This window comes from Jutongia sp. (assembly GCF_057878315.1).
Window position 1 is genome coordinate 30553 of record NZ_DBLXSO010000006.1, and the last position, 25507, is coordinate 56059.

The window sequence follows — 25507 nt, forward strand, 5'->3', positions numbered from 1 at the left end:
AATGACTAGTATACGGGACAAAATATGCAATAAATATACGGAAAATGTTATTCACTTTGCAAATCCTGCTCCTGCATAAATCCATCATACACCATATCAATATATTCCCAGATTTCCTCCCTGCCTTCCTTTGTCATGGAAGAATACGGAATCACCGGCGTTCCCTCAACAACGCCCAGCGTCTCCTTGATCTGCTTAATCTGCTTTGCCTTCTGGGAGCGTTTGATCTTGTCCGCCTTTGTGGCAATGATGATCGGATTAAACCCATAATGGGTGCACCACTCATACATCTGCAGATCGTTCTGATTCGGCTTGTGGCGGATATCCACCAGAAGAAAGATCAGGCGCAGTACCTTTGAACCGTCCAGATAGCGGTTGATCATCTTGCCCCACTTCTCCACGGTCTGCTGGGATACCTTGGCATAGCCGTAACCCGGCAGATCCACAAAATAAAGAAGATCGTTGATATTATAAAAGTTGACGGTCTGTGTCTTGCCCGGCTGTGAGGATGTTCTTGCCAGAGATTTACGGTTCATCAGCCCGTTGATAAGCGTGGACTTTCCCACGTTGGAACGACCTGCAAACGCCACCTCCAGCTTGTCATTCTCCGGCATCCTGCTGGTGATTCCACATACCGTTTCCAGATTTACTGACTTTATTTTCATGACAGTCTCCATTTCTTTGATTGTTCAAATACAGTCTCTTCTATGCCAGAGCTTCCTTCAGAACATCCTCCACACAGTGTACATACTGCAGTATGATTCCCTCTAAGATCTCTGTTTCCATCTCGTCAACGTCTCTGCTGTTTTCTTTCGGAACGAGAACCTCCTTGATACCTGCCTGCTTTGCAGCAAGAAGCTTCTCCTTTAATCCTCCGATCGGCAGCACGCGGCCGCGCAGCGTCACCTCACCGGTCATCGCAATATCCGCACGGACCGACTTTCCTGTCACAGCAGAATAGATTGCTGTTGTCATTGTAATTCCGGCAGACGGACCATCCTTCGGGGTTGCTCCCTCCGGCACATGAATATGTATATCATGCTTTTCAAAGTAATCCTCATCCACCTCATCCTGTACCAGAAAACGGACATAGGTCAGTGCGATCCTGGCTGATTCCTTCATCACATCGCCAAGCTTTCCGGTAAGCTCCAGCTTGCCGGTGCCGTTTAATGCAACGACCTCGATCTCCAGCGTCTCGCCTCCGACACTGGTCCAGGCTAATCCGCGCACGATGCCGACCTCGGGCTTTTCATTGGCAGCATTCGGCTTATAAACCGGCTTGCCAAGATATTCCTTGATGTTACGGTCTGAAATGCGAAGCTTTGTCTTCGTTCCCTCATCCGCCTGCGCCACTGCCTTTGCAGCTTTGCGGCAGACAGAGGCGATTTTTCTTTCCAGTCCGCGCACGCCCGCCTCTCTAGTATAACGAAGGATCATGGTGCGCAGCGCCTTATCCGTAATAGTAAGCTGTGATCTTGTAATTCCGTTCTGCTTTAACTGTTTCGCCCACAGATGCTCCTTCGCAATATGGAACTTCTCATTCTCGGTATAACCCGGAAGCTCGATCACCTCCATACGATCAAGCAGCGGTCTGGAGATCGTATCTGTCCCATTGGCGGTACAAATGAAAAATGCTTTGGAAAGATCAAACGGAAGCTCCAGATAGTGATCGGAGAAATGCTTATTCTGCTCCGGATCCAGAATCTCTAAAAGTGCTGCTGCAGGATCTCCTCTTCCGTCACTGACCATCTTATCAATCTCATCAAAAAGGATCAGCGGATTCTTGACCTTGGCATTCTTGACCGCCGTGATGACTCTTCCCGGCATTGCCCCCACATAGGTTCTGCGGTGTCCGCGAAGCTCCGCCTCATCCCGGACGCCTCCAAGACAGATCCTGACATACTTGCGTCCAAGTGCCTTTGCGACAGATTTTGCGATCGAGGTCTTACCGGTTCCCGGCGGTCCGACGAGACAAAGAATTGTTCCTGTTCCCTCTTTATTAAGCTTCTTGACAGCAAGGTACTCCAGGATTCTCTCCTTGACCTTTTCCAGCCCGTAATGATCGGCATCAAGGATCTCCTTGGCGTGCTCCACGTCGGTATTATCCTGACTGGCTTTCTTCCACGGCATTGCAAGAAGTGTCTCCAGATAACCGCGGATCACTGCACTCTCGGAATTGTTGGAGCTGATCCTTTTATAGCGTCCAATCTCCTCTTTGATCTTTTTCTTAACCTTTGCCGGTGCCTTTAGTTTCTCAAGCTTGCGTTCAAACTTATCTGCCTCTGACTCGGCATCATCCTCGCCAAGCTCTTTGTGGATCGCCTTGATCTGTTCTCGCAGGTAATAATCCTTCTGATTATCCTCCACCTGCTGCTTCACCATCTCCGTAATCTCCCCCTGCAGTCTTAGGATTCCAAGTTCCCGTTCCAGCACGATCATTAATTCCGTAAAACGATCCTCTATCTGATCATGTTCAATAATACTCTGCTTTAAATGATAATGGATCGGAAGATTTGCCGTGATCATATAAATAATCTGATCCAGGTCAATACTCTCGCTGACAATATCCTGAAGCTGCTGCCCCATCTTGCCCTGCCGTTCGGCATATTCCCGGAAAAGCTGCTTGATCTGGCGGATCATAGCCACACGCTTAAGCTGTTTCGTCGGCTCTCCGTGGTTTGACAGAATCTGGACATTATCCCAGACGTCCTCTTCGTCCTCATCCACCTGCACCGTTGCCATGATGTAGCCTGCATCAACCGTCTCCAGCGCCAACAGATGTGCTCTCTTCCCGCCCTCAAGAACAACACGGACATATTTGTCCGGCATTCTTGCGATCTGCTTTACTTTTGCAACAGTTCCCACCTCAAACAGATTATCCATATTGACGTCACTGTTTTCTGCATCTTTTTTTGCCACGGTAAAAACCATCTGGTCATCGTTCATCGCTGCTTCCATTGCGCTGACCGTCTCTGCCTTAGCCACCTCGATATATGCTGTAACCCCTGGCAGTGCCACCACATCCCGCAGCGCCATTAAAGGTTTCTTGATCATAAAACTTCTTGTTTCCTTTCTATTCACAGATATCCTCTGCGACCGATTTATTGTCAAAAAGAGGGTGCCAAAAAGCAGCCCTCTCTTTTATCTTTTCTTACGCAATCTCATCCTTCGGCTTTGACTCTGAAGAAATCTCTCTGCGCTCATCATCCTTCGTTACCAGGATCGGCTCTGCATTTCCCTTCGCCGCTTCCTCAGTAATGATACACTCTACGGCATCCTCATCCGATGGTACCTCATACATTGCATTCATCATGACTGACTCGATGATCGCACGGATACCTCTCGCACCGGTGCCTCTCTCAATTGCTCTCTCCGCAATTGCACGGATTGCCCCATCCTCAAAGGTCAGTTTCACGCCGTCTAACTCAAACAGCTTTTTGTACTGCTTGGTGATCGCATTTTTCGGCTGGACAAGAATGCGCTCCAGAGCCTCCTCGTCCAGAAGATCCAGACCTACGTTTACCGGAAGACGTCCGATCAACTCCGGTATCAGACCAAACTTGACAAAATCCTCCGGGAGAACCTGCTTGAAAAGCTCACCGACATTCTCATCCTGCTTATCTGCGATCTCAGAATTGAATCCGATGGACTTCTGTCCTATACGCGAACCGATGATCTTATCCAGACCATCAAAGGCTCCTCCACAGATAAATAAGATGTTGGTCGTATCAAGCTGATAAAACTCCTGATGCGGATGCTTTCTGCCTCCCTGCGGCGGCACGCTTGCCACGGTTCCCTCAAGGATCTTTAAAAGAGCCTGCTGAACACCTTCACCGGATACATCACGCGTGATGGAAACATTCTCTCCCTTGCGGGTGATCTTGTCGATCTCATCAATATAAATGATGCCGTGCTGTGCACGTTCCATATCATAATCTGCTGCCTGAATGATCTTAAGAAGAATGTTCTCCACATCCTCACCGACATAACCGGCTTCCGTCAATGCTGTCGCATCGGCAATCGCAAACGGTACGTTTAAGATCTTTGCCAGTGTCTGCGCCAGAAATGTCTTTCCGGAACCGGTTGGTCCAAGCATGATGATGTTACTCTTCTGAAGCTCCACGTCCATGCTCTTCTCTGATAATACTCTCTTATAATGATTATAAACAGCGACAGACAATACCCTTTTGGCATCCTCCTGACCAATCACATACTCATCCAGAAATTCCTTCATTTCTTTTGGTTTCAGAAGATTGATCTCTGTTCCATTGTCGTAAGATAAGTTGCCGCTTTCCAGCTCATCCTCGATGATCTCGTTACACAGATCAACACATTGCTCACAGATGTAAACCCCCGGTCCGGCAATCAGCTTTCGTACCTGATCCTGTGTCTTGCCACAGAAAGAACATTTTAATCTGCCTTCGTCTTTCTTTCCTGCCATTCTAATCTCCAATCATATAATTTTAATGATATCCCACTTATGAACGCTTTGTAATAACATGATCTACAAGACCATATGCCTTTGCCTCCTCGGCGGTCATATAGTTATCGCGCTCTGTATCCGCTGCAATGATGTCAAGCGGTTTTCCTGTATTCTCTGCCAGGATCTGGTTCAGGCGCTCTCTTGTCTTTAAGATCTGCTCTGCAACGATGCGGATCTCTGTCTCCTGTCCCTTCGCGCCGCCGGATGGCTGATGGATCATGATCTCTGCGTTCGGCATTGCATAACGCTTGCCCTTGGCACCGCCTGCCAGAAGAAATGCGCCCATGCTGGCAGCAAGTCCCATACAGTAGGTTGCCACATCACACTTAATGTAGTTCATGGTATCATAAATCGCAAATCCGGCGCTCACAGAGCCTCCCGGACTGTTGATATAAAGACTGATATCCTTGCCCGGATCCTGAGACTCCAGAAACAGAAGCTGGGACACGATCAGACTCGCAATATCATCATTAACCTCATTGCTCAGGAAAATGATACGATCCTGTAATAATCTGGAATAAATATCATACGAACGCTCTCCACTGCTCGTTTTCTCAATGACGTACGGTATACTGTAACTCATACTAACCCTTCATTCCTTTCTCCGCCCGCAAAACTCACGCTACGGGCACAATTATGCGTTTTCTTTGTAAAAAACGCCAGTCCCGCCTGCCGGAAGGGCAGGACAGCGACTGACGCCTGAAATACATGATTTATTTCTCAACTGCAGCGTCAACAACCAGTTCAACTGCTTTCTGTACAGCCAAATCAAGGGAAATCTGCTTCTTCTCTTCCTCGCCTACCAGCTCTTTTAACTTGTCTGCTTCCATCTGATACATCTCCGCCATCTTCTCAAGCTCTTTCTCAAGATCCTCATCAGATGTCTCAATGTTCTCTGCTGCTGCAACAGCCTCAAGAACAAGACGGCTCTGGATACGCTTTAATGCCTGTGGCTTAAGTTCTGCGGTAAGGCTCTCCGGTGTCATGCCTGTGAACTGCATATACTGCTGCAGAGACAGCCCCTGTGACTGGATACGCTGTGCAAACTCCTGTACCATCTGACGAACCTGTGTATCTACCATAGGATCCGGAATCTCCATTGTTGCATTCTCGATGATCTTTCCTACGACATCCTCTTCCTTTTCTCTCTTAAGAGCTGCTTCCTTGTTCTCAAGAAGCTTCTTCTTTAAGTCCTCTTTGTACTCGTCAACGGTATCGAACTCAGATACATCCTGTGCGAAATCATCATCCACCTCAGGAAGCTCTTTCACCTTGATCTCCTTTACCGTCACCTTGAATACTGCCGGCTTACCCTGCAGTTCCTCAGCCTGATACTGCTCCGGAAATGTTACGTTGACCTCTGTCTCTTCACCGATCTTCTTGCCGATGAGCTGCTCCTCAAAGTTATCAATGAAGGAATGAGATCCGATGGTCAGAGGATAATCCTCTCCCTTTCCGCCTTCAAACGGCTCACCGTCTACAAATCCCTCGAAATCAATTGTTGTGATATCGCCATCCTCAACAGCTCTGTCCTCGATCGTGATCATTCTGGAATTACTCTCACGAACCTTATCGATCTCAGCCTGAAGCTCCTCATCGGTCACCTCTGCTGTCTTCTTCTCTACTTCGATTCCCTTATAGTCTCCAAGAGTAACCTCCGGCTTTACGGCAACAGTTGCTGTAAAGATGAATGATTTGCCCTTCTCGATCTGAGTCACATCGATAGAAGGCTGTGCTACGATCTCAAGCTCGCTCTCCTTTGCTGCGGACTCATATGCTCCGGGGATCAGATCATTGGCAGCATCCTCATAGAAAACACCTGCGCCATACATTTTCTCGATCATCGCACGTGGTGCTTTACCTTTACGGAAGCCCGGAAGAGATATCTTGCTTTTGTTTTTCTTATATGCTTTATCTAATGCAGTTTCAAACTCCTCTGCGCTCACCTCGATCGTCAGCTTTGCCATACTCTTTTCTAAAGTTTCTACCTGTACACTCATTTTATAATTTCCTCCTTAATATTTCACGGACAATACGCCGCAATTAACCATTGATATACTATAGCATGAATAATTCCACATTAGCAAGTCTTTTTCACAAATTTATGGGATTACATGCCCCTTTTTATACAATACTTTGACAACCCGGTCGACATACTTCTCGCAAAGCTCCTGCGTTTCTGCCTCAACCATCACACGAATCACCGGCTCCGTGCCACTTTCGCGGATCAGGATACGACCGTTATCGCCCAGTGCCTTTGCGACCTCCTCAGTAGCTGCCACCACATCCGGATCGTTTTTGGCTGTCGGCTTATCCCCGACTCTGACATTTTTAAGAAGCTGTGGATAGATCGTCAGGCCCTTTCGAAGCTCGGAAAGCTTCTGTTTCTTCTCCAGCATGACCTCCATCAGCATCAAAGAGGTAAGCACGCCGTCACCGGTCACTGCATACTTGCTGAAGATGATATGTCCGGACTGCTCTCCTCCGAGAGAATGTCCATACTGCATCATGTTGGCATTGACGTACTTGTCACCGACCGCCGTCTTTTCATAGGAAATGCCAACCTTATCAAATGCCTTATACAGACCAAGGTTTGACATGATGGTTGTCACAACGGTATTGTTGTTTAACTCTCCCTTGTCCTTCAGATAACAGCCGCAAAGGTAAAGAATACAGTCGCCATCGATTACCTGACCCTTATCATCTACGGCAAGACAGCGATCCGCATCACCGTCATAGGCAAAGCCGATATCCAGATCATTGTCCACAACATACTTCTGAAGGTTTTCGATATGAGTGGAGCCGCAGTTATCATTGATATTGGTTCCATCCGGCTCCATACCGATCGCATAGGTCTTGGCACCCAGTGCATCGAACACACCCTTTGCCACGGAATAAGAGGAGCCGTTGGCGCAATCCAGACCAACACGGACATTCTTGAAGGAACGTGTCGCCAGTGACATCAGATAACCAATGTAGCGGTGTCTTCCGATCGCATAATCAACCGTGCGTCCGATATTATCCCTTGTCGCAAACGGGATCGTATCCTCCGGACTGTCAATATAAGTTTCGATCTTCTCCTCAACCTCTGCCTCCAGCTTGTGACCGTTTCCGTTGATCACCTTCAAACCGTTATCGTAATACGGATTGTGGCTTGCTGAGATCATGATACCGCAGTCAAACTGCTCGGTACGCACAACATAGGACACGCTCGGTGTCGGGGTGACATGCAGCAGATAAACATCTGCTCCGCTGGCAGTAAGTCCTGAGGAAAGTGCATCCTCAAACATATAGCTGGAGCGTCTGGTATCCTTTCCAATAACGATCTTCGCCTTGTGCTCCTGTCCATAATACCATCCCAGAAATCGTCCGACTTTATATGCATGTACCACATTAAGGTTTACATTCGCCTCTCCGCGGAAACCATCTGTTCCAAAATATTTCATAACTGATTTCATTCCTTTCCAAAAACACGTTTCTTGTAATTATCGCAGTATTTCAATCATATCATATTCATTTTTTGAAATCAATGCTTTTACCCGGCACGGTAAACATTTCCCTGTCCCCTGAAAAAATCTCCCTGTCTTTCTCAAAATTTAAAATTGCCGTGTACAACACGGCATATAGTAAAAATTTATTGGTAAAATTAGCATAATTTCTATAAAATAGTATTATAATCACCAACTTTTAGGAGGTACACAAACAAATGAAAAAAAATCCTGTCGCACTTCAGACCCAAGATTTTGCACTCCAGCTTGCCAAGCTGCGGGAAGCCAGAGAGATCAGCGCATGTGCCATGAGCTACGATCTCGGGCACAACCGGAGTTATATCAATGGAATTGAGCTCCAGAAATATCTTCCCTCGTTTACGGAATTTATTGAAATATGCAATTACCTGAATGCCACTCCCAATGATCTTTTTCTTTCCGCTTCGGATTCGGCTTCCCTTCAGGTTATTTCGCCATCCAAGCTTCTGACAGTACTGCTTCCCCTGTGTGACGAGCTGACTCCGCGTCAGGTCAGTTATCTGTATTATCTTCTCCGGGATTTTCTCCCCTGATCCGTCCCGGCCGTACCGGACCTGCTGTCATTCTCCGAAATGACAGCAGGTTTTGCGCTGCGACAATGTCTGGAACCGGTATCCTTTCTCTTCAAACATAGTAATGACTGCCTCCAGACTGTCAAGCGTTGCCCGGTTACTGCCGGAGTCATGCATCAGCACCACCGGATCCTGTACCCGGAAGGCATCTTTTTTCACATTAGCAAGAATGCTCTCAACGCCGGGATGCCCGACGGAATCCTCCGCACTGACGTTCCAGTCCGCAAATTCCATCTTCTCCTCATGAAGTCTTTCCACGATTTCTTCTTTATAAGAACGGATATAACAGTTTGCGCTCCCCCACGGGAACCGCCACAGCTTCGGCTGATACCGGAATTTCTCCTCCAGCAGATCCTTTACCTTATGAACATCCTCATAATATGCCTCACAGGACTGATAGATATCACACGATTCATGTGTATAAGTGTGAACTCCGACCTCATGCCCTTCTTTCAATTCCCTTTCAACCACCTCCGGCATCTCTTCCACCTGCTGCCCGATCAGAAAAAACGTCGCCGGAATATCATGCTTTTTCAGAATATCCAGATATTGCTGTGTCAGACAGCTTGGTCCGTCATCAAAGGTCAGATAGACTACCGGCTGTGATGTCGCTGCTCCTTTCGGGACAGCACTTGCCGGCTGCGTTGTCACATTTACGCTGAGCGTTTCGGTATACCTCTTCACCTGTTTTCTTTCAAACCCGAGTATTGCTGCAGCGGTCAGTAGTGTAAGCCCTGCCAGACATATCATTTTTTTCTTATTTTCCGTCATTTTTCCATCCTGAATATCACCCTTTGTTTCACCCTATTCTGTTTTCTTTCCTTCTATGCCGGGAATGCCGAAAATGTTTGCGAAAATCTTTAAGTATTTTCTTGATTTCCCCCTCATATTACGATATACTTTAATTACTTAGGTCTGTTTCAGACCGACATTATACTATATGCCGTGCTACGGCGGAATGGAGGACTATATGAAATTTGGTTTTTTTGATGATCCAAATAAGGAGTACGTCATCACCACACCGAAGACGCCACTTCCTTGGATCAATTATCTGGGAAGCACCGATTTTTTCTCGCTGATTTCCAATACCTGCGGAGGCTACAGCTTTTATAAGGATGCAAAGCTTCTGCGTCTGACCCGTTATCGTTACAACAATATTCCAAATGATGAGGGTGGACGTTATTACTACATCAAGGACGGCGATACCGTATGGAATCCGGGCTGGATGCCGGTCAAAACAGAGCTTGACTCTTATGAGTGCCGCCATGGTATGGGGTACAGCCGTTTCACTTCTGTGAAGAACGGTCTGGAGGCATCTCTCCTTGCATTTGTTCCTCTGAACGACAGTTGTGAAGTCAATCAGATCAAACTGACAAACAAGTCATCCGAGAAGAAGAGCTTTACTCTCTTTTCTTACATTGAGTTCTGTCTCTGGAATGCGATGGATGATATGACCAACTATCAGCGTAATTTAAATACCGGTGAGGTTGAGGTTGTTGATTCTACGATCTATCACAAGACAGAGTACCGCGAGCGTCGTAATCATTTTGCAGTATATTCTGTAAATGCTCCGGTTGACGGTTTTGATACAAGCCGCGACGAGTTCCTCGGTGCATACCGCGGAGTAACAGATCCTCAGGTTGTAGAGGAGGGCAAGTCCCACAACTCTATCACCAGTGGATGGTATCCGATCGGCTCCCATCAGATCAATGTTACTCTTGAGCCGGGTGAGACAAAGAGCTTCATCTTCGTTCTCGGTTACTGCGAGAATCCAAAGGATGAGAAGTTCGTTGCTCCAAACGTTATCAATAAGAAGCCTGCCGATGTGCTTCTTGCAAAATATCAGACAGACGAACAGGTTGATGCTGCCCTTGCTGCCCTGAAAGCTAACTGGGAAGATCTTCTTTCCAAGTTTACCGTAAAGTCTGATGAAGAAAAGTTAGACCGTATGGTAAATATCTGGAACCAGTATCAGTGTATGGTTACCTTTAACATGTCCCGTTCCGCTTCCTACTATGAGTCAGGAATCGGTCGTGGTATGGGATTCCGTGATTCCTGTCAGGATCTGCTCGGTTTCGTACATCTGATTCCTGAGCGTGCCCGTGAGAGAATCATTGACATCGCTTCTACCCAGTTCCAGGACGGAAGTGCTTATCATCAGTACCAGCCACTGACCAAGAAAGGTAATGCAGATATCGGATCCGGCTTCAACGATGATCCAATGTGGCTTGTTGCCTGTGTATCTGCTTACATCCGTGAGACAGGTGATACAACGATTCTCGATGAGATGGTTCCATTCGATAATGATGAGTCAACCGCAGTACCTCTTCTTGAGCATCTGAAGAGATCCTTCGATTACATCGTAAATCACAAGGGACCTCACAACCTTCCTCTGATCGGTCGTGCTGACTGGAATGACTGTCTGAACTTAAACTGCTTCTCTGAGCAGCCCGGCGAGTCCTTCCAGACCTTCGGTCCAAGTGAGGGACCTGTTGCAGAGTCTGTATTTATCGCAGGTATGTTCGTGAAATATGGTAAAGAATATGCAGATCTCTGTGAGTTCATCGGCAAGCAGGATGAAGCTGACCGTGCCCGCGCTGAGGTTTCTGCCATGAACGATGCGATCCTCAAGGACGGCTGGGATGGCGACTGGTTCGTTCGTGCTTACGATGCACATGGAGACAAGGTTGGTTCCAAGGAATGTGAAGAGGGTCAGATCTACATTGAGCCACAGGGCTTCTGTGTACTTGCCGGTGTCGGTGTGGAGACCGGTGAAGCCAAAAAGGCACTGGATTCCGTTAAGGAGAAGCTTGATTCCAAGTACGGTATTGTCCTCCTTCAGCCTCCATACACCAAATATCATGTAGAGCTTGGTGAGATTTCTTCTTACCCACCTGGATATAAAGAGAACGCCGGTATCTTCTGCCACAACAACCCTTGGGTTTCCTGTGCAGAGACAGTGATCGGTCGCGGTAACCGTGCATTTGAGATCTATCGCAAGACATGCCCTGCTTACATCGAGGACATCAGTGAGATCCACTGCACAGAGCCATATGTATATTCTCAGATGATCGCCGGTAAGGATGCACACTTCTTCGGTCAGGCTAAGAACAGCTGGCTGACAGGTACTGCTGCATGGACATTTGTCAATGTATCCCAGTACATTCTCGGTGTTGTTCCTACTCTGAAGGGACTTAGCATTGATCCTTGTATCCCTGCCGAGATGGGAACGAAGTTCACCATGACAAGAAAGTACCGCGAGGGTGTTTATAACATCACCGTTGAGAACGACAATAAGGTTGAGAAGGGCGTTGCCAAGCTGATCGTAGACGGCAAAGAGCTTACCGGAACAACTGTTGTTCCTTATGAGAAGGGTAAGACCGAGTACAACGTAACTGTTGTAATGGGCTAATCCATTCTCCTTTATATTGACCGATTGAGAACGATCCGGGATAAGAAAATCCCGGATCGTTTTTTGTTGGTATTCAGAGATTCTCCGATCATGCCGATATTATATCCGGGAAGGCAAAGGATGGCATTCACCATATCATGACAGAATAGAGGAAATAGAATGGATGCATCTGTAAACAAAGAAGAAAAAAGCACACAGAATATCAATCAGGTGATCAAGGAAGCACTGTTTAAAATGTCCGATCCGACACCGGACATGACGGATGAGGAGCGGGAAAGCTATCATCGGAAGCTTCTTGCGAAACTGGAGAGTGGTCAGAAGCTGACCTCACAGGAGCTGGCATTTCTGCGGACGAACGATCCTGCAGCATATCAGAAAGCACGCCGCATGGAACAGAAACGCCAGTGGCTGACAGAGCAGATGAAGAAGTGTAAATCAAAGCAGGAGGTTTCGGATGTGGTCAATGATGCGATCGCACATGTATCCGAGAAGGATCCGGACCGCAATGCGATCATCGCGACTTACCGGGAAGCTTACAAGGAGTTTCGCAAAACTCCCGGTTACTGCAGACTTCCGGATACCAGAAAGGAAGCCGAGGAGGAAGAAAAACGCGGCAAGAAACGACAATATGCCGGAGACATTGACTCAGACAGCGATGTGACACCGCTTGCGGAAGTGTATGATGCCCTTCCGGTATTTGACGCAAAGGGATGATCCGACAACAGTTGTTACAGCATAACACGATATAAACAGATAAGGCAGCCCTTTTCTTAAAGGAAAAGGAACTGCCTTGTTTTGATACAGTCACAAACTCCGCACACGGGATATATCACTGTACCCATAATCTTTCTTATCTTCCAAAAGTCTAATTGCTCTTTTGTTTCTTCTGATAGATCGTAAAATAATACTCGAGATCATAATAGGTCTGTTCGTCGGAGATGTGCGTCATCTCCCACTCCGGATCCTCATCGAGATTCGGAAAATGCGTATCCGCCTCATAATGATAATCAATCTTTGTGATATATGCTCTGTCGCAGTATGGAAGAAACTGGCGGTATATCTGCTCTCCTCCGATAATATAGATCTGTTCCTCCGGATAGGCTTTGATCTCCTCCAGTGCTTCTTCAATGCTGTGAACAATAACCGCATCGGAGTACCGGTAATCCTGTTTTCGGGTGAGGATCACATTCTTTCGTCCCTTTAATGTCGTTCCTCCCGGTAGTCCCTCCATCGTCTTTCGACCGCCAAGGATCACACCGCCCATCGTCAGCTCCTGAAACTGCTTCTTGTCCTGCGGGATGCTTACGAGCAGCTCCCCCTTATTGCCTATCGCCCAATTGCTGTCTACCGCTGCGATCAGTCTCATTACCATTCCTCCTTCGGTTTCTTATCTACAAATAAATATTCATATTCTGCCGGGATCTCTGCCTTAATATAAATCCCCTCGTTCCGGTAATCCTCCTCCAGGATCTTTCCAATGCCTCGCACCGTACTGATTCCAGCCGCCTCCGCATAGGAAAACGTCTTCTCCACGACAAGCTTTCCCTCTCTGGCAGTCTTTGAAATTGCTTCGATCAGATCCGGGATTCCGTCTCCCGTTTTGGCAGAAATACGAACCGTCCTGTCTGCCTTCAGATCCTTCAGCACATCTGCTCCGTCCGAAAGATCGATCTTATTAAATGCCGTGATGATCTTTTTGTCACCGACCTCCAGCCGGTGAAGTGTCTCATACACAGTAAACATCTGTGCATCCATATCCGGATTGGAGCAGTCCACCACATGAATGATGATGTCTGCATATTTTGCCTCCTCCAGCGTACTGCGGAATGCCTGGATCAGATGATGCGGCAGCTTACGGATAAAGCCGACCGTATCGGTAAGAAGAAATTCCTCTCCCTCCTCAGTGGTCAGCTTCCTTGTCGTTGGATCCAGCGTTGCAAACAGCTTATCCTGCGACAATACCCCTGCTCCGGTCAGATAATTTAAAAGCGTGGACTTACCGGCATTAGTATAACCAACGATCGCCACAACCGGAATGGAATTTTCCTGACGTTTCTTCCTGGTCAATGTTCTCGTTCTTGTAACCTGCTCCAGTTCCTTTTTAAGCTGGGAAATACGATTTCTTATCAGGCGGCGATCCTGCTCCAGCTTCTGCTCTCCGGGACCTCTCGTACCGATTCCGCCTCCAAGTCTGGAAAGCTCTGACCGTTCACCGATCAGGTGGGAAGAACGGTAGCGAAGCTGTGCCAGCTCCACCTGAAGCTTCCCCTCATTGGTAGTCGCATGCTTTGCAAAGATATCTAAGATCATGACCGTGCGGTCGATCACCTTGACATCCAGTGCATCCGAAAGGTTGCGAAGCTGTGCCGGACTTAATTCATCATCACAAACCACGGTATCCGCCTGTCTGCTGCGGACAAGCTGCGCTACCTCCTCGATCTTTCCTTTACCAATATATGTGCCGGGATGCATGCGTTCCCTCTTCTGTATCACCATACCAACCGTAACTGCTCCCGCTGTCTGACCAAGCTCTTCCAGCTCCTCCAGGGACTGTCTGGTATCATCGCCCTCTGCCGTCTCTACCCCGACAAGAATGATACGTTCCTGCCGTTCTTCGGTATCATATAATCTGTCCGCCATAACTGCTCCCTTTCTGTCTCCTGCCATTCACACTCTGCCGTACCGGCTAATTTACGCTCTCCTGTGTATCAATATAAGAGGAGGCGGTACCTGCCGGTGTCGCCGTCGACGTTGTTCCTGCCGGCCGTCTCGTTGCCGTTGGTGCCGTTGTCGTGCTTGTACCGGTACGTCCTGTATCTGCTGTACTTTTAGGTGCTGCCGTGCTTCCGGTGGTTCCCATTGTTGATGTCTGCGACTGTGGAGCTTTCGTAGCAGTTGCTCTTGTTGCTGACGTTGACACGTTATCATTATCCGCTCCGGTACCCGCAGCTGTGTTATCTCCTGTGTCATCGCTGCCTGTTGTCTGTGATGTACCTGCATCTGACGTCTGGCTCTGTACCGCCTCATTGCCCTTCGCCACTTCATTTCTCGTCTTTAAGAAACGGCACTCCTTCTTCATTGCCTGATCATCCGGATACTGCTTTAAATACTCCTGTGCGATCGAAAGTGCCTCACCGAAAAGTCCCTGACGTTCCATCAGCAGCATCTGATTCTTCCAGAGCTGCTTTGCCGCAGCGCCCTTCGCCGCACGGCGTGCCTTTGACAGATATTCATCCGCCTGACTGTAATCCTCCTGCTCAATCGCAAGCGTTGCCAATGAATTATAAGCGTTAAGCAGATATTCCCCACTGCCGTTTTTGATATATTTCTCCAGATATTTCTTCGCCTTGACCTTATCCTGCTGCTCCAGATAGAGCATGCCAAGATAATATCCTGCCTCGCGGTCTCCCTTCTGACTGGCTGAAAGCAGATACTCCTGTGCCTGCCCTGCCGCATCGGAATCGCCATTGTTCTGATAGATCACACCCATGCGGAAATATGCCTGCCAGTTCTCTTTGTTACCCTTTACTGCATTCCGGTACGCTGTAAGCGCCTCATCCGGACGGTTCAGTGCCTCTAATACAACTCCCTCACTGCACCATATCCTGTTATCAAGAGAGGCTGTATTCGTAAGCTTCAATGCTCTCTTGCAAAGAGACAATGCCTTTTCGTACTTCTGCAGATGCGTGTAAGCGATTGCCTCACCGAGGTACACCTGCTTGTTATTTACATTGGCAATGGTATTCTCCGTATCCTGATAAGCACGCTCAAACTGCTTGACAGCATCCTCATATTCGCCCTGCTCATTCAGGTACATGCCATAAGCAATATAATACTCGGCACGCTCATCATTTTCCTTGATCGCCTTCTTGAAAAATGTACCGGCATCCTCATACTCTCCTGCCTGCATCGCCTTGATCCCCTTCTGGTAGGAACGGTTGCCGGAACCGCAGCCTGCCATCAATACGCCACAGCTTAAGATTACCGCTGCCAGCCATGTCTGTTTTCTCATAATTGCCTCCATCTATCTATACAAATCGCATCGTTCTGGTTAACACATTCTGTCCTAAAAGTATAGCATAAAAACAGCAAAAGGGCAAAACCGGCGTTTTTCCCTTAATTCACACTGCATTACGAGCATTTTCCATACACAGGTAAAAAGAAAACCCTTCCATAACGGAAGGGCTCTCTTTCTCTCTCATTGTGACCTCAGGTCTGTACAAATGATCCTCTCAGGCTCAAAATCAATCCTTTGCTGCTGCAACAAGGCTCTTTAACTGCTTGCGTTCCTTTGCTGTAAATGTCTTCTTGTCGAACAACTCAGAAATGTACATCTCTAAACTGTCATCATCCCAGAACTCCACATCATCACGGATCATCTGGGTACGATAGGTATGCTTGTCGATCAGAATACGGTAATAGAAATATCTTCCATCTCTGTACTGCTCAACAAAACCTTTGCGAACCAGCTTGCCAAGAAATGTAGAAACTGTCTGTGGTTTCCATTCCTTACCATACTTGTCGTTTGCAAGAGTCATAATACGTGATAATCTTGCTCCATCCCCTATATCCCATACGCACTTCATAGTGATCTTCTCACTCTCCGTCAATGGCTTTGCTCTCATAATGAAATCCTCCTAGTATATCTGTTTAGTCCTCTCACCATTATGCATAATCTAGTCTGCAAGAACTATTATATGCTTTACATTTATAATGTAACAAATCGTATTATATGGGTCAAGCACTTTCCTGTGATTTCTTTTTGAACTTTCTTTGTCCAAATTGTGAATGACAACTAAGAGACAATTCATAATAGTACATAACTCATAAAAGTAGAATTTTTCCATTCGAGTGCGGGTCAGATACAGTAATTGTCCCCACCTTCCCGGCTCCATTCCAACAGATCAGCGAGTGTGATATGATCGACCACACCATCGATCGCATCCTTTAATTTCTCCCAGACACGAAGCGTCACGCAGTTCTCGCTGCGATCACAGGTGTTGACATCGCTCTCCAGACAGGCTACCGGTGCAAGGCTTCCCTCTGTCAGCCGCAGGATCATGCCGACCGTATATTCCTCCGGCTGGCGTGTCAAAAGATAGCCTCCCTGCGGACCGCGGATACTGCGTACATACCCTGCCTTATTCAAAATAGAAATAATCTGCTCCAGATATTTATCGGAAATCTCCTGACGCAGGGAAATATCCTTGATGCGTATCGGAGTTCCGTTATCATGCTGTGCAATATCCAGCATAAGACGTAATGCATATCTTCCCTTTGATGATATCTTCATATATAATCAACCCTTTCTGCGCACTTGAGGCGCACTGTATTCCTGATAACTTCATTATTATAACTCATTTACCCGAATTTTTCCATAGTATTTATCTATGAATTAGCGGAATACTCAGCAAAAAAGGCAAAACCAGTGTTTTGCCCTCGATTCCCACCACATTACGAGCATTTTCCTATACCACAAAAAAGGAGACTGTGCAAAAGCACAGTCTCCAGATCATCCGTCCGAAAGACAGATGCATGTATTACATTGTTCTGCAAAGCACCAGCTCTAATGCAGTCAATTATCCGATCACATCAGGTGTACCGGTTGGTTCTGCGGTTGCGGTCGATGCAGGAGCAGGTGTCTTATCCGGATCCGGTGTTGTGGTCGGTTCCGGTGTTGTGGTTGGTGCAGGAGTCGGTGTTGCTACTGCCTCCTTGGTGATTGCTAACTTCACTTCACCCTGAGCCTGAGGAGTGTATGGATTAGATCCCTTCACGCCTGTAGGCTGAACCTTGATGTAGTATACCTTATTTGCTTCCAGTACAACCTTAGAGATCTTTGTGGTAAGAACTGCCGGTGAATCATCGTCCTTAGCAGTTGTACTTCCTGCGATATACTGCATATTGGCATCAAACAGTGCAAGCTCAGCGCCGTTGTTTACTGCGGTTGATGCAGCCAGGTTATAAATGCCTGTCTCAGCCGGTGTAAAGCTCCAGATCACATCGCTGCCGCCAACAGAATTCAGAACTGCTTCCGGTGCAAGAGGATTTGCTGTATAAGCGGTAGCACCTGCAATATCGGTAGCAACTGCGTATGTCAGATTGATATCCTTCTGATTTGCCTTTGCAACTGCAACGGTTCCCAGTGTACGAACTGCATTTGCATAACGCATCTTCACGGTGTATGTTGCATCACCCGGTACAAATACCTTGTAATATCCCTCTGAATCCGTCTTAGGCTGTGCAACACAGAGTCCCTTATCGTTGTAGAAGTAGAGCTGTGTATCAGCAATTTTATCTGCAAACTGTGTCTGTGCATCAATGGAGGTTCCGTTGAATACAAGACCCTCTACAGAGTAGCGTGCCAGTGTTGCCTTGATCGTACCAACGGAAACATCCTTATTGGTAACATTGATATTCTTGCTGAAGTACTTTCTGTTGCCCTTCTCATCCTTCACATATGCGGTATAGGTTCCTTCCGGAAGTGCAACGCTGAAGTTACCTGTTTCGTTGGTATCAACACCGAAATCGCCACTATATGTCTCATACTGATGATTCTTCCACTCAAATTCAATCACATCGTTTTTCAGTTTGTTGCCATTAGAATAGGCAGCCGTTCCGCTTACTGTATAGAAACGCTCCGGAACTGTAACATTTGCGATTTTGTCTGCCTTAGCAACCTTCAGCTTGCTTGTTGCCTCATATGTAACGTCTCCCTCTACCTTAACGATATAGGTATCTGCCGGAAGCTCTGCCTCGTAGTAAGCAACGGTAGCATATCCGTTACCATGCTGGAGTGATGCACCATTATATCTCCGAGAAGTATACGCACTGTCTACTTCCTCGCCTTCCTTCGGTGAGATAAAGTCTACACACACACCGCTGATCGGAAGACCATTGTTACTCTTTACAACACCGCTGATCGTGTAGTAAGGAACTACCTTTACAGTGATTGTTGCAGTACAGGTGCGGTTTGCATCCATCACATCAGCAATCACTACCTTGTAGGTATGTGTTCCTGCTGTAATAGAATATGGAATGCAAAGCGTTGTCTCATCGGCAGCCTTCTTTGTCACTGTCTTGGATGCATCATCAGCGATCTTATCGGTTGTCAGTCTGACATCTGCATTATCCGGTGTATCCAGAGTATATGTATAGGTTCCGGAACCACCCATTGGTGTGATCCTGTAAGTCTGTGCATAGCAGTCGCTTGGATCATCCAGCTTGTCGATATCAAGCTTTGTTGTGTTGGCTGCTGCCTGTGCAGCTGCATTCTCCTGCATCGTGTGAGTCCATGCGATCTCACCGTTGCTGTTTCCAACTGCAAGTGTCGTATTGTCATAAATGCCAAAGTTTACCTTGAGTGTTGCTGATCTTCCCAACTCATCGGTTGCTTTGATCGTTACCTGTGAGGTCTTTGCCTCTGTAGGGATTCCCTTGATCATATAGAACTTCTTATCAAGCTCCAGACCTGCAGGAAGAGTTCCCTTTGTAATAGCGATCTTCACGTCTCCGATCTGGTTTTCAAACAGACGGCTCAAACTCTCCACACAGTTTTCGCCCTTTTCCAGCAGAACATCTACCGAACCGGTTTTGCTTTTTGCCTGGAACGGAAGCTTATACTGTGTAGAAGCCTTGCTGACACCGGAGGTGATCTGAACATATCCGCCATTGTTAATGGAGTCCATCAGATATACACGGTATTTCTTTGCGTTTACTGCAACGATCTTCTGGACATTGACTGCATTATTGAATGCACCGTTTGTCTCAGACTTTGTATTTACGGTAAGATCCTCTGCCTTCAGAGAACTGTCTTTCTTTTTCAGGTTCAGTACAAGACAGGAATCATCGTAAGTATCTACAGAAACAGACTTGAAGTTTGGCTTCTGTGCCTTTACTGCGATCTTACATTTGATCTTCTTTTTGCCGACCTTTGCCGTAACAACTGCCTTACCCTTTTTGAGACCCTTGATAACAGCTGTCTCTTTCTTCTTGCCGCTTACTGTGATCTTCACGATCTTTTTCTTATTGGTTGACCATTTTACCTTTTTCTTCGCATTCTTGACCTTTAAGGTTGCTGTCTTACCAGCATTGATCGTAAGTTTGCTTTTACTAAGCTTTGGCTTTTTGGCAGCCGTAGCGATGTCTGTATTGACACCGCTTCCGGATACCACCATGCTCAGAGCTAAACCTACGGCGAATGCGCGCTTTGCGAAATTATTTAATTTCATCGGTTCATCTCCTTTATTATAAATGAAGCAAGTTATTTCATTGCAATTTACCTGATCCGTGGTTTATTTTACCACTGCACTCACATCGATCGTTGTGTAAAGTGCTGCATCGGTATAGAATTCCAGATAAACATCGCCGGATTCATATGCCGTAAATGTAATCTTTCCGGCGCCTTCACCCATGCCGTTGATGGCATCATCGATGCTGTCAGAATTCTTTGTTACCTTCTCAAAATCATCAATATACTGATAAGAAACCGGTGAAACGGAAATCTGACTTGCGCCGATTGTCTTGGATGCATAGTTCACCTCATACTTCTTACCCTTCTCAACGGAAATCTTCACATATGCCGTATACTTGAAGTCCTTATCAGCCACATTCTTGGCACACACGATAGACGTCGGAGTTCCAATTGTCAGCGCAGTAGAACTCTTCTCATATGCAGCCAGATGCTTGGATACCTTAACACTCACATTACCAAGCTTCTGTCCGTAGCTGCCTGCCGGTGTTAATCTCATGATATAAGTTCCTGCAGAAAGATCGATCTTACCGTTCGTGCTGAAATCATCAACATACTGATAATAAGTTGTATCTCCTGCCGGCTCCTTATAAACAGAGATGAATGACGGCATATCTCCGCCATTGAGCATAGCAGTTACATCATACGCTACCTCTGTCTGTCCCTGTGTCTCAGGAATTGTAAACTTCACAAGCAGATCGTTGTTACCGGTAGAAGTAAAGACGCTCTCCTGCTCCAGTGTAAGAACTGCTGCATTTGCAAACTCAGCAGTCAATCCTGCTGACATCTCGTTGTATACGAAGTTCTGCTGTACATCTCCACCATTGATCGTAACTGTTCCGAGTGTACTAAGACCATCATAGCTGCTATCACAGCGAACGGTATATGTACCGTTGTCCAGAAGGACGTTTGAATATTTACCGTCATTTGGTCCGGATACTGTCTTATGCTGCGTTGAATCATAAGTCTTGTCATACCTGGTGCGTACCTTTGTCACATTTCCGGTTGCATCAAAGAAATACAGTGTTCTGTTACCGGTAAGTTTATCAACCTCAACATCCTTGCCGGAAGCACTGTCCCATTCTGTGGTATGTACTGAATATGTTCCGGATACCTCAAATCTTGAGATTGCCAGCTTGATATCACCAAGCTCTGCATTCATGCCATCCTGAACCTTGATCTGACCGGAAAAATACTGCTTCTGCTTATGCTCATCAAGCCAGTAAGCCTCATAAGTTCCGGCTGGAAGAGATGCTGTAAATACACCCTGATAATCTGTTCTGGCCTGGAAGGACATGCGCTCGTATTTCTTGTTGGTTGTTTCAAAATAAACCGTGCTGTTTGCAACTGCCTTATCATTTGCAAACTTGGCAACTGCCTTGATATTTGCAAAACGAACCGGCATTGTCAGGTTCACTGCTGCAAGTGCATCAGCCGCTACGGATACGCTTCCGTCAAGCTGATATCTCACGCCGTTGGCACCCTGTACCTTGACGGTGTATGTACCTGCAGGTACCTCTGCCGCATAATTACCGGCCTCGATAACCGGCTGTGTAAATGGTGTTGCTCCTGCGGAAGCAGCCGGTGCTGCTGTCGGTGCCGCTGCAGAAGGAGCCGCTGTCGGTGCCTCTGTCAGGATCGTAGGCTGAGGGAACGGACCTGCCTGTGCAGTATCTGTATGCGTATATACCTCATACTCATCTCCGTTTGCACATTTGTAGTCTTTGTAACTCGCTCCATTCGTATATCCCTTTGGATGGTTTCCTGCCGTAAGCTCTGTGTAGCTGTAAGAAAAGCTTCCCGTACTCTGCTTTGGAGAACGCTTCAGGAATGTACGTCCTGCTACATAATCGCTGCTGCTATTCGCCTCTGCCGGATAGAAGTAGATCTTCTCATTGCCGGAAAGCGGCGTATCTGCTGTATCCTTGATCGTACCGCTGATGTTGAAGCTCTCAACAACCTTCACTGTAACAGTCGCCGTTGTTGTACGTGCCGCATCTGCTGCATCGGTAATGTTGATCGTGTATACATGATCTCCTGCTGCAAGACCATAAGGAATGTACAGCTTGGTGCTGCCTGCAGCCTTCTTGGTAACCTGATTGTTAGCATCTGTTACATCTGTAGAAAGTGTAACACCTGCATCGGTACCGGTCTGAACCAGATCATACTTGTAGCTGCCGGAGCCTCCCTTAGGCTGAATATCATAACTTGTGTATACCTTCTCAGGATCCGGTGTAACCTCCGGATTTACGGTAGCAGTAGCGGTCGGAGCCGGTGCTGCTGTCTTGATAGATGGAGCTTCTGACTCAGATGGATCCACGGAAGGTGCTGCAGTTGGAGCAGCTGTCGGTACTGCTGTTGCAAGTCTGCTGGCATTCATGGAAGCCATGTAATCATCCAGCTTGATCTTGTTGTCGGAAGAATCAGCAGCGGCGATCGTTGTCTCATCGTATACCTTAAAGGTAAGCTTGAGTGTTGCTTTTCTGCCTGCCTCATCCTTAGCGATCAGTGTAGACTCTGTCACACCTGCCTCGGTGGCAATCCCCTTAAGAAGACCTCTCTTACCAACCAGAGTCAATCCCTTCGGAAGTTTGCTTCCCTTCTTCAAAGAGTAGGAAATATAGCCAACGGACTGCTCAAAGAACCCGTCAAGATCGTATTGAGCAATCACATCCTTCTCTAAAAGAAGATTTTTGATTCCCTCCTTGACATAGAACTTCTGCTTGTTCTGAACTTCCTTGGAGGACTTTCCTACGGTGACACGGACGTAGTCGTTCAGTCCGACAGAGGATGTCAGATAAACACGGTATGTCTTCTGATCCTTTGTGGAAAGTGCCTCTACCTTCGGGTTCCCATTGTAGGCACCTGACTTGTATGCCTTAACAGATACCTTGATGTCTCCTACGTTCAGTGCTTTCTTCTTGGCAAGCTTAACGGTTAATGCAGAGTAATCCAGCTTGTCAACAGCTACGGATTTGAGCTGGCTTACACTTACGGTAACCTTGCATTTTAATTTCTGCTTGCCTACCTTTGCGGTAACTACGGTAGATCCCTTTTTGAGACCGGTAATTACTACAGTGTCCTTTTTCTTACCACTTGTTTTTGTAATCTTCACAATTTTCTTGTTTTTTGCAGACCATTTAACCTTTTTGTTTGCTTTTTTCACCTTTAAGGTTACGGTTCCGCCCGCCGTCATGCTGACCTTTTTCTTAGACAGAGTTGCCTTTGTCTTTTTGGCAGCCTTCTTGGTCTTCTTTGCAGCAGAAACATTCACTGAGGAATAATTTCCACCGGTTACAACCATAGCTACCGCAAGACCACATGCCAGCACACGCTTCGCAATGTTCATACGCTTCATTTTTTCTCTCCTTTAATATTATTTTGCAGGCACTTAACCATTCAAGCATGCGTAAATGCAAGTGCTTACAATTGCTTTTTATTATATCATACGGTTTATGTATTCGCAACTGTCACTTTCGCACAAATCCTTATTTCACTGCCTTTTACAACGATTTTACTTATGAATATCCGTAAGAAAATCTCCTCATTCATTTCCAGATTTTCCATTTCCAGCCGCCTTGTAAAAACCCTTTTACATATTTGCAAAAGCCGGTCGCAGGAAATTTTATTTTTTTGCCGGTCTGTTTTACAGATCAAAAGATCACTTCCCTTTTCCGCACGACAGAGTGCCCTGCCGCACCATCCGCATTTTGTAAGTCCGTGAAATATGTGACGGGGTCTTTTTTTATGACCGTCTGCAGCAGGGAACGGATGACGCCGCTTATTTTCCATATAAATTTCCGGCGAAATGACCGCAAGCCGCTTATTTTTCTGTAAATACCACCCACTCCTCGGCACTGCCTCCGTTATAAAGCCATCCCGGTATCTGTTCTCGTACCTGTGCCACACATCGTTTCCGACATAAACCGGATCATGCAGAATACGCCATACCGCCGCAGCCTGCCATACTCTCCGGTTCGTTCCGCCACCGCCGGACTGATTCATATACGCTGCAATTGACGGACAACTCTCTCCCTGACAGGACAGCTCGTAAATTTTTCTGACAAGCAACGCCTCCTCTTCAACGATCTCAAGCCTTCCCTGTCTGTCTCTGCGGTATCCGTACGGTACTCGCCCCGCAGCATAAATGCCTTCCCTGCTTTTCCCGTAAAGTGCTTCTCTTGTCTTATGAGAAATATCCCTGCAGTAATATTCATAAAACAGGTTTTTGATGGCACTGTCCATATTGTAGGTGCTGCGTGCGCTGTCATAGCCGTCAGCGATTGAAATCACACGGACCGGATAACCCGGAAGGATTAATTCCAGCAGTTCCGACAACTGAAGATGATTTCTTGACAATCTGGAAAAATCTTTTACAACAAGAGCTTGTATTTTTCCACAAAAAATGCCGGCGAGTGCTTTTTGCACCGCCGGCCGTTTCATATTCGTCCCTGTATATCCATCGTCCTGAAAATATCGGATCTCTCCGCCACGCAGTCCTGCGTCCTGCCCGATCCACCGCATAGCAAGCTCTGCCTGATTGGCAAGACTGTCTCCGGACTCCCTGCTGTTTCCGGACTTTTTTGACACACGGCAGTATACTGCCGTCACACCTTTCTCTCCATCCTCTGATCTTGTCTGTGTGTTACTCATACTCTGCACTTCCACCATTATCTTGCCATATTATATGTATGGCAGACTCTATTTATTTCACAAGATCCCCTGTCTGTGTTGGCAGAATTATTTTACAAAAGCAAGCATATCATCAATAAAACTTAAGCCCACCTGATATAATACATACATGATCGTCAAAGATAAGATCAGCACAAGACATCTGTATACCAGATAGCCTCTGGCAAAGTTTTTCTTTGCCGGATGTATCTTCTTACTGAGTGCCAGAACAAGTACATAAACAAACCCGATAACCGGTATCTTGATCCAGCAGATACTTAAAAACCATTCACTGACAGAAACACCCTCTGCATCATCAAATGCCACCGCACTCTGAAACGATTTCATAAATCTGAGCTTCTTTTTCTCCTGCTTCTTTTCCTGTGCACGAACCGCCTTTCGTTCTTTTCTCCGGTGCTGCTCCTGTCTCTTCTCCAGTTTCTTCTCCTGTCTTGCCGTACTGCCGTCTGAAGTATTATATTCCGCTCTCGCCTGTCGTTTCTTCTCGAGAAGCTGCTGTTGTCTGACCGCCCGCTCCTGCTTGGCGATCAACGAATCCTGTTCCCTCTTGTCCACGCTCATCCTCCCTGT

Annotated in this window: 19 protein-coding genes; 3 read left to right on the top strand and 16 right to left on the bottom strand. The window is 46.8% G+C overall.

Going from position 1 to position 25507, the window contains the following annotated elements; genetic code table 11:
* Positions 1–47: 47 nt before the first annotated feature.
* The 6 genes from yihA to glmM form a co-directional block, all read right to left on the bottom strand.
* Positions 48–665 (bottom strand): ribosome biogenesis GTP-binding protein YihA/YsxC, encoded by a 618-nt coding sequence (yihA, locus tag ACZLMD_RS02330; RefSeq protein WP_022307118.1) that lies wholly within the window; start codon positions 663–665, stop codon positions 48–50.
* Positions 666–705: 40 nt separating this feature from the next.
* Positions 706–3081, bottom strand: a complete 2376-nt coding sequence (gene lon, locus ACZLMD_RS02335) for an endopeptidase La (protein ID WP_489495060.1) — start codon at positions 3079–3081, stop codon at positions 706–708.
* A 70-nt stretch (positions 3082–3151) separates the two neighbouring features.
* Entirely contained in the window at positions 3152–4441 is a 1290-nt protein-coding gene (gene clpX / locus ACZLMD_RS02340) for an ATP-dependent Clp protease ATP-binding subunit ClpX (RefSeq protein ID WP_022307116.1), read from the bottom strand.
* 37 nt (positions 4442–4478) lie between these two features.
* The gene (clpP, locus tag ACZLMD_RS02345; protein WP_022307115.1) at positions 4479–5066 is read right to left on the bottom strand and encodes an ATP-dependent Clp endopeptidase proteolytic subunit ClpP; all 588 of its coding nucleotides are present in this window, start codon (positions 5064–5066) and stop codon (positions 4479–4481) included.
* A gap of 130 nt (positions 5067–5196) precedes the next feature.
* On the bottom strand, positions 5197–6483 hold the full coding sequence (tig, locus tag ACZLMD_RS02350) for a trigger factor (RefSeq protein ID WP_118560952.1): 1287 nt from the start codon (positions 6481–6483) through the stop codon (positions 5197–5199).
* 102 nt (positions 6484–6585) lie between these two features.
* Entirely contained in the window at positions 6586–7929 is a 1344-nt protein-coding gene (gene glmM / locus ACZLMD_RS02355) for a phosphoglucosamine mutase (RefSeq protein ID WP_022307113.1), read from the bottom strand.
* Between the two features lie 260 nt (positions 7930–8189).
* Here glmM and ACZLMD_RS02360 point away from each other — a divergent pair, with 260 nt between their 5' ends.
* Positions 8190–8543 carry a helix-turn-helix transcriptional regulator gene (locus ACZLMD_RS02360; RefSeq protein WP_118560956.1) on the top strand — a complete coding sequence of 118 codons (354 nt, stop codon included), beginning with the start codon at positions 8190–8192 and terminating at the stop codon, positions 8541–8543.
* A gap of 27 nt (positions 8544–8570) precedes the next feature.
* Here the strand turns inward: ACZLMD_RS02360 and ACZLMD_RS02365 are convergent, their stop codons facing one another.
* A complete protein-coding gene (locus ACZLMD_RS02365; protein ID WP_118560958.1) occupies positions 8571–9353 on the bottom strand; it encodes a polysaccharide deacetylase family protein in 783 nt (260 codons plus the stop codon).
* Between the two features lie 199 nt (positions 9354–9552).
* On the opposite strand from ACZLMD_RS02365, the gene ACZLMD_RS02370 reads away from it, so the two are divergent.
* Positions 9553–11994 carry a glycoside hydrolase family 94 protein gene (locus ACZLMD_RS02370; RefSeq protein ID WP_022307110.1) on the top strand — a complete coding sequence of 814 codons (2442 nt, stop codon included), beginning with the start codon at positions 9553–9555 and terminating at the stop codon, positions 11992–11994.
* Between the two features lie 159 nt (positions 11995–12153).
* Entirely contained in the window at positions 12154–12708 is a 555-nt protein-coding gene (locus ACZLMD_RS02375; protein ID WP_484107134.1) for a hypothetical protein, read from the top strand.
* Between the two features lie 151 nt (positions 12709–12859).
* Here the strand turns inward: ACZLMD_RS02375 and ACZLMD_RS02380 are convergent, their stop codons facing one another.
* The 9 genes from ACZLMD_RS02380 to ACZLMD_RS02420 all read right to left on the bottom strand — a co-directional run bounded on the left by ACZLMD_RS02380 (position 12860) and on the right by ACZLMD_RS02420 (position 25492).
* The gene (locus ACZLMD_RS02380) at positions 12860–13360 is read right to left on the bottom strand and encodes a dihydrofolate reductase (RefSeq protein WP_022307108.1); all 501 of its coding nucleotides are present in this window, start codon (positions 13358–13360) and stop codon (positions 12860–12862) included.
* Positions 13360–14661, bottom strand: coding sequence for a GTPase HflX (gene hflX / locus ACZLMD_RS02385; protein WP_489495061.1), 1302 nt, complete (start codon positions 14659–14661; stop codon positions 13360–13362). The genes ACZLMD_RS02380 and hflX overlap by 1 nt, the downstream gene beginning before the upstream one ends.
* A 19-nt stretch (positions 14662–14680) precedes the next feature.
* The gene (locus ACZLMD_RS02390) at positions 14681–16006 is read right to left on the bottom strand and encodes a tetratricopeptide repeat protein (RefSeq protein ID WP_484107136.1); all 1326 of its coding nucleotides are present in this window, start codon (positions 16004–16006) and stop codon (positions 14681–14683) included.
* 232 nt (positions 16007–16238) lie between these two features.
* Positions 16239–16619 (bottom strand): BlaI/MecI/CopY family transcriptional regulator, encoded by a 381-nt coding sequence (locus ACZLMD_RS02395; protein WP_022307105.1) that lies wholly within the window; start codon positions 16617–16619, stop codon positions 16239–16241.
* Between the two features lie 233 nt (positions 16620–16852).
* Positions 16853–17287, bottom strand: coding sequence for an RrF2 family transcriptional regulator (locus ACZLMD_RS02400; protein ID WP_022307104.1), 435 nt, complete (start codon positions 17285–17287; stop codon positions 16853–16855).
* A gap of 286 nt (positions 17288–17573) precedes the next feature.
* Positions 17574–20225, bottom strand: coding sequence for a putative Ig domain-containing protein (locus ACZLMD_RS02405; protein ID WP_484107137.1), 2652 nt, complete (start codon positions 20223–20225; stop codon positions 17574–17576).
* A gap of 63 nt (positions 20226–20288) precedes the next feature.
* The gene (locus ACZLMD_RS02410) at positions 20289–23603 is read right to left on the bottom strand and encodes a hypothetical protein (RefSeq protein WP_486818296.1); all 3315 of its coding nucleotides are present in this window, start codon (positions 23601–23603) and stop codon (positions 20289–20291) included.
* A gap of 95 nt (positions 23604–23698) precedes the next feature.
* Positions 23699–24898: a recombinase family protein gene (locus ACZLMD_RS02415; protein ID WP_489495062.1), complete on the bottom strand. Its 1200-nt coding sequence runs from the start codon at positions 24896–24898 to the stop codon at positions 23699–23701.
* 87 nt (positions 24899–24985) lie between these two features.
* On the bottom strand, positions 24986–25492 hold the full coding sequence (locus ACZLMD_RS02420) for a hypothetical protein (RefSeq protein ID WP_484107140.1): 507 nt from the start codon (positions 25490–25492) through the stop codon (positions 24986–24988).
* Positions 25493–25507 lie beyond the last annotated feature (15 nt).

What these genes read in the sequence shown, in the direction of transcription:
- yihA (WP_022307118.1), bottom strand. Translation starts at nt 665, where the DNA reads ATGAAAATAAAGTCAGTAAATCTGGAAACGGTATGTGGAATCACCAGC.
- tig (WP_118560952.1), bottom strand. Translation starts at nt 6,483, where the DNA reads ATGAGTGTACAGGTAGAAACTTTAGAAAAGAGTATGGCAAAGCTGACG.
- ACZLMD_RS02380 (WP_022307108.1), bottom strand. Translation starts at nt 13,360, where the DNA reads ATGAGACTGATCGCAGCGGTAGACAGCAATTGGGCGATAGGCAATAAG.
- ACZLMD_RS02375 (WP_484107134.1), top strand. Translation starts at nt 12,154, where the DNA reads ATGGATGCATCTGTAAACAAAGAAGAAAAAAGCACACAGAATATCAAT.
- ACZLMD_RS02390 (WP_484107136.1), bottom strand. Translation starts at nt 16,006, where the DNA reads ATGAGAAAACAGACATGGCTGGCAGCGGTAATCTTAAGCTGTGGCGTA.
- clpP (WP_022307115.1), bottom strand. Translation starts at nt 5,066, where the DNA reads ATGAGTTACAGTATACCGTACGTCATTGAGAAAACGAGCAGTGGAGAG.
- ACZLMD_RS02360 (WP_118560956.1), top strand. Translation starts at nt 8,190, where the DNA reads ATGAAAAAAAATCCTGTCGCACTTCAGACCCAAGATTTTGCACTCCAG.
- clpX (WP_022307116.1), bottom strand. Translation starts at nt 4,441, where the DNA reads ATGGCAGGAAAGAAAGACGAAGGCAGATTAAAATGTTCTTTCTGTGGC.
- ACZLMD_RS02365 (WP_118560958.1), bottom strand. Translation starts at nt 9,353, where the DNA reads ATGACGGAAAATAAGAAAAAAATGATATGTCTGGCAGGGCTTACACTA.
- ACZLMD_RS02395 (WP_022307105.1), bottom strand. Translation starts at nt 16,619, where the DNA reads ATGAGAGCAAAGCCATTGACGGAGAGTGAGAAGATCACTATGAAGTGC.
- ACZLMD_RS02405 (WP_484107137.1), bottom strand. Translation starts at nt 20,225, where the DNA reads ATGAAATTAAATAATTTCGCAAAGCGCGCATTCGCCGTAGGTTTAGCT.
- glmM (WP_022307113.1), bottom strand. Translation starts at nt 7,929, where the DNA reads ATGAAATATTTTGGAACAGATGGTTTCCGCGGAGAGGCGAATGTAAAC.
- ACZLMD_RS02410 (WP_486818296.1), bottom strand. Translation starts at nt 23,603, where the DNA reads ATGAAGCGTATGAACATTGCGAAGCGTGTGCTGGCATGTGGTCTTGCG.
- hflX (WP_489495061.1), bottom strand. Translation starts at nt 14,661, where the DNA reads ATGGCAGGAGACAGAAAGGGAGCAGTTATGGCGGACAGATTATATGAT.
- ACZLMD_RS02415 (WP_489495062.1), bottom strand. Translation starts at nt 24,898, where the DNA reads ATGAGTAACACACAGACAAGATCAGAGGATGGAGAGAAAGGTGTGACG.
- ACZLMD_RS02370 (WP_022307110.1), top strand. Translation starts at nt 9,553, where the DNA reads ATGAAATTTGGTTTTTTTGATGATCCAAATAAGGAGTACGTCATCACC.
- ACZLMD_RS02400 (WP_022307104.1), bottom strand. Translation starts at nt 17,287, where the DNA reads ATGAAGATATCATCAAAGGGAAGATATGCATTACGTCTTATGCTGGAT.